The sequence below is a fragment of the Synechococcus sp. R8-2 genome (assembly GCF_047461715.1).
Classification (GTDB): Bacteria; Cyanobacteriota; Cyanobacteriia; order Thermostichales; family Thermostichaceae; genus Thermostichus.
In genome coordinates this window covers 1-4,554 of sequence record NZ_JANSHQ010000469.1, presented here as the reverse complement: position 1 = coordinate 4,554, position 4,554 = coordinate 1, and the positions used below count along the sequence as shown (strand labels likewise).

Genomic DNA, 4,554 nt, shown 5'->3' with positions numbered 1-4,554 from the left:
GTGGCCGCAGCTCCCCAAGGCTTGCTGGCTCGGCGCAGCCCGACGCAGTTGGTCTTCGATTTTGAGGGCCTACCCTCTGCCCCACCGGCCCCCCTAGCGGCGGTTCCCCCTCAACCCTCGTCCAACCCAGCAGCGCCCGGCCAACCGGCGTCACTAAACCGACCTCAGCCCGTGGCTCCTGTTCCTCAGCCCGCAGCTTCTGCCCCTGCCTCCCAACCGGTCGCTCAAAACCCTGCCCCTCCGCAGACAACTCAAGCGGCTCCTCCTGCACCTGCTGTTCCTGCTGCACCCGTGATTTCTCAGGTCCCCCCTGTGGGCCAGCTCAACCAACCTCAATTGCCGCCGGGAAGTTTGCCCACCGAATCTCCTTTTCAGGGGAGAGCTGTGGCTCCTCCTGCTGGCGATATTGCCGTTGGCACAATCCTGCCTGATCCACCTACAGTGGATCTCGGATCCAATGCCAGGATTAGCTTGACCTTGAAAGATGCTCCTGTGGGCGATGTGCTGAGCTTGTTGGTGCGGCGAGCAGGGTTGAATGTGGTGCTCAACGACGTCCCACCCGATCTAACCATCTCTCTGGATGTGCAAGACTCGCCCTTACAGGAGACATTCAACTTTATCTTGCGGCTAAAACAGTTGCAGGCCCAGCGAAGGGGCCAAACCGTATTTGTTGGACAAAACCTGCCAGGGGTGACTGGGATCCTGGTGCGCAATTACCGCGTGAATCAGGCAGTCGCCACCGATTTGGCCAGTCGGCTGGAAGGAGTTTTGAACGCCGTTGCTCCCGGTGCCCAATTCGTTGTGGACGAGCGCACCAACTCCATTACGGTGATCGGCAACTCGCGGCAGCAGGACATCGCGGCTGCTCAGATTGCCCAATTGGATGTGCGTCGGCGACAGGTTCTGATTTCCCTGAGAGCAGTTGATATTCGCTTGGACAAAAACGAAAGCTTATCAGTTAACTTGGGAGGGGCATCTGGCAACTTTGCCCTTGGAACCTTGGGAGACGCCAAGTTTGGTGGTCAACCGCTCAATCAACCTGCGGGATCCTCGGTAAGCTCTATCGGCCCTGAAAGCCCATCAGGATCCATCACGGGAATATTTAACACTCTCAACCGGCTGCAGCAGTCTTTGGCTCTAAGAGTGCAGTCTGCAATACAAGATGGAACTGGAAAAATTCTAACTGACCCCAAAGTTGTGGTGGCAGATGGCGGATCCAGTCGAATTAGCATTGCAACCAGTGTGCCCGTTAACGTTGAAACCATCACCATACCCCAGGGCGAAAACCAGCCCCCAGTCGTTACTCAGCGTTTACAGCGGGAGGATGCCGGGGTTATCCTTAACGTCTCAGAAGTTAGGATAGATGACAATGGGTTTGTTACCCTGACCATTCAGCCGGAAATTTCTATTCCTGTACCCATTCAAGTATTGGAAGGCGGAGACTTTGCAGGCATTCAACTTTTTAACATCGACAGAAGGCGGCTGGAAGCATCTCAGCTCAGGTTAAGAGATGGGCAAACCTTTATTATTGCTGGCCTCATTCAAGACAGGGACATCGTTGAGGTTCAAAAAGTGCCTTTCCTAGGCGACTTGCCTCTTTTGGGTGCTTTGTTCCGCTCTCAGAGTGTGAATAACGCGCGCAATGAGGTGGTCTTCATGCTAACGCCCTACATTATGGATGATAATGTTGCTTTTGGTCTTCCTCCCAATCCGTAAAATTCCCAATCCGTAAAATAGGGTTATGCCGAACTGCCAAGTTTCGTGACATCCTCCCAACACTGATACTATAGGCACAGCGCAGGACCCATAGCTCCCCACACCCCTCATGAGTTAACTCTCGACAGTCCTGAGTTACTGGCTGCATTAGCTTCGGGATCCGTTGAGTTGCATTCAGCAGCTAATGGCTTCTTCAAGTGGCCTGGGATCCACCTCGGGCAACAAGCGCCAATTCCACCTGATTTTCTTGGGGCTGCCCCAGTTGCACCTCCACATCTCGGCCAAAGAAGCCTTGCATTTTTTTCTGGTAGCTTTCCTGCCATTGTTGGAAGGGAACCTTGGGGGAATCGAACAGAAGCACCAAGGTATACCGGCCATCTCGCAGCTCTTCTCTGTACCCTCTCACCTTGGGCAGATCTGCTTCCAGAGGGCCGCGCAGACCCAGAAACTCCAGGGCATCTTCCAGGTGGGCATTAGCCCCGTAGCTATATTTGGTGATATCGGCGCGGACTTGCTTTTGAATTTCCGTGGCCTGCTGGGCGCGGGCTTGGATCACCTCGAGAGAAGGGGCGGCCAGGGCAGGTACCGGCTTGAGTTCCACTACCTTCATGGTTATCCCTCCCAACAGCAAGGGGATCCCGGCAAACAGGCCGATGAGATTGAGGGTGGGATCGTTGTAGTGGGCAAAGCCCCAAGCCGTGGCGGCAGCCCCGGCCAGCAACACGAGAGTGCTCAGGGGGAAGGGCAGTTTTTCAAACATACAGGAGAGGAAGAAAGGCCACCTGAAAACCCAGGCTAGCAGGAAAAGGGCCGGCGGTGGACTTAACCTCCATTGGGATGGATAATCACAAAATGCCCACCTGGTGTGTTGAGGAGTGGTCTGTGGTTCTGTCCAATCTGTCCAAAACCTCTCGTTGCTTGCGCTCGCTGGATCGCAAAGCCCAAGAGCGAGCACCTCTGTTTGAGGCCATCCGCCACTATTGCAGCTTGGATAAGGCTCCTTTTCACACGCCAGGCCACAAACAGGGACGTGGGATCCCTGCCGACTTGCGGACCTTTTTGGGAGAGAACGTCTTCCGGGCGGATCTGACCGAGTTGCCAGAGGTGGACAACCTCCACGATCCCGATGGGGTGATCCGGGAGGCCCAGGAGCTGGCTGCAGCGGCCTACGGCGCCGATCGCAGTTGGTTTTTGGTCAACGGTTCCACCTGTGGCGTGGAAACACTGGTGATGGCCGTGTGCGATCCAGGCGACAAGATCCTCTTGCCGCGCAACTGCCACAAATCCGCCATTGCCGGGGTGATCCTCTCTGGGGCGGTGCCGGCCTATATCGAGCCGGATTTTGACCCGGAGCTGGGCATTGCCCACGGGATTACCCCAGCCGGTTTGGAGGGGGCCTTGGCGGAGCATCCCGATGCCAAAGGCGTTTTGGTAGTCAGCCCCACCTACTACGGGGTCTGCTGCGATGTGCAGGCTTTGGCCTCCATCGCCCATGCCCATGGCCTACCGCTGCTGGTGGACGAGGCCCACGGGCCCCATTTTGGGTTTCATTCGGAATTGCCCATCTCGGCCCTAGAAGCCGGTGCGGATCTGGTGGTGCAGTCCACCCACAAGGTGATCTCCGGCATGACGCAAGCCTCGCTGCTCCACCTGCAGGGATCCCGCATTGACCCCAACCGGGTGCGCAACATTCTGCAACTGCTGCAATCGACCAGTCCCAGCTATGTGCTGATGATGTCGCTGGATGTGGCACGGCGGCAGATGGCCTTAGAAGGGGAAGCCCTGCTGGGCCAAGCCTTGGCTTTGGCAGATCAAGCCCGCGCCCGTCTCAACCGCATCCCCGGCTTGCGCTGTTTTGGCCCAGAGCGCATTGGCTCTACGCCTGGCTTCTTCGATTTCGACCGCACCCGTCTCACGGTAACGGTGACAGAGCTGGGGTTGTTCGGCTTCGACGCTCACGACTGGGTTAACGATCACTTCCACGTGCAGCCGGAGATGTCCACCCTGCACAATGTGGTCTTCATTGTCAGCATCGGCAATACCCAGCGAGACATTGACCGCCTGGTGGAAAGTTTCGCCGCCCTGTCGCAACATTTTCAGGGATCCCGCCCATCCAGAGCGGCAATGGAAAAAATGCAGCGGCTGGCACAACTGCCCCGTCCTTGCTTGCCACCACAACGGCTATCACCCCGGGAGGCTTTTTTTGCTCCCATTCAGCGGGTGCCTTTTCAAGAAGCAGTGGGCCATATCTGCGCCGAAATCATTTCCCCCTACCCGCCTGGGATCCCCATTTTGGTGCCTGGCGAAGAGGTAACCCAAGAGGCAGTGGACTATCTGCTGCTGGTGCACGAGGCGGGCGGCTTCATCAACGGCCCCGAAGACGTGCGGCTGCAGACCCTCAAAGTCGTCAAAACCTAGCTCCTCAACTGCCAGGCTTCGCCGTCTGGGCGGGGGGGAGTGCCGGCAGGGGGCTGGGGGAGTTGCGGCGATGGCGGACAACCTTCACCCGATCCACTCGTGGCCCCTCCATGCGCACCACCTGAAACTCCATCTCTTGGTAGGTGAACTTTTCCCCAGCACGTGGGATCTTCTGCATGTGGTAGATCAAAAAGCCCCCCAGCGTTTGGTAATCCTCGTGCAGAGGCAGGTTGAGGCCACAGCGCTCGTTGATCTCTTCAATATCTAGCTGAGCCTGGATGAGCAAGGTATTTTCGTCAAGTTCTTGGATGTCCGGCTCCTTGGTGTTGGGATCCGGGCCATCGGAGAGCTTGCCGACGATCTCCTCCACCAAGTCTTGAACGGTAATCAGGCCCGCCGTGCCGCCAAACTCATCCACCA

At 57.1% G+C, this 4,554-nt stretch carries 4 protein-coding genes; 2 read left to right on the top strand and 2 right to left on the bottom strand.

Annotated features, from left to right (window positions below; translation table 11 throughout):
- Positions 1–537: 537 nt before the first annotated feature.
- The gene (locus NW819_RS11165; RefSeq protein WP_414413783.1) at positions 538–1,716 is read left to right on the top strand and encodes a type II secretion system protein GspD; all 1,179 of its coding nucleotides are present in this window, start codon (positions 538–540) and stop codon (positions 1,714–1,716) included.
- Between the two features lie 193 nt (positions 1,717–1,909).
- On the opposite strand, the gene NW819_RS11160 is transcribed toward NW819_RS11165, so the two are convergent.
- Positions 1,910–2,476 carry a DUF2854 domain-containing protein gene (locus tag NW819_RS11160; RefSeq protein ID WP_414406707.1) on the bottom strand — a complete coding sequence of 189 codons (567 nt, stop codon included), beginning with the start codon at positions 2,474–2,476 and terminating at the stop codon, positions 1,910–1,912.
- Positions 2,477–2,553: 77 nt separating this feature from the next.
- On the opposite strand from NW819_RS11160, the gene NW819_RS11155 reads away from it, so the two are divergent.
- Entirely contained in the window at positions 2,554–4,134 is a 1,581-nt protein-coding gene (locus tag NW819_RS11155) for an aminotransferase class I/II-fold pyridoxal phosphate-dependent enzyme (RefSeq protein WP_414413782.1), read from the top strand.
- Between the two features lie 4 nt (positions 4,135–4,138).
- Here the strand turns inward: NW819_RS11155 and NW819_RS11150 are convergent.
- The coding region (locus NW819_RS11150; RefSeq protein WP_414413781.1) for a transporter associated domain-containing protein at positions 4,139–4,554 on the bottom strand (416 nt) is incomplete at its 5' end.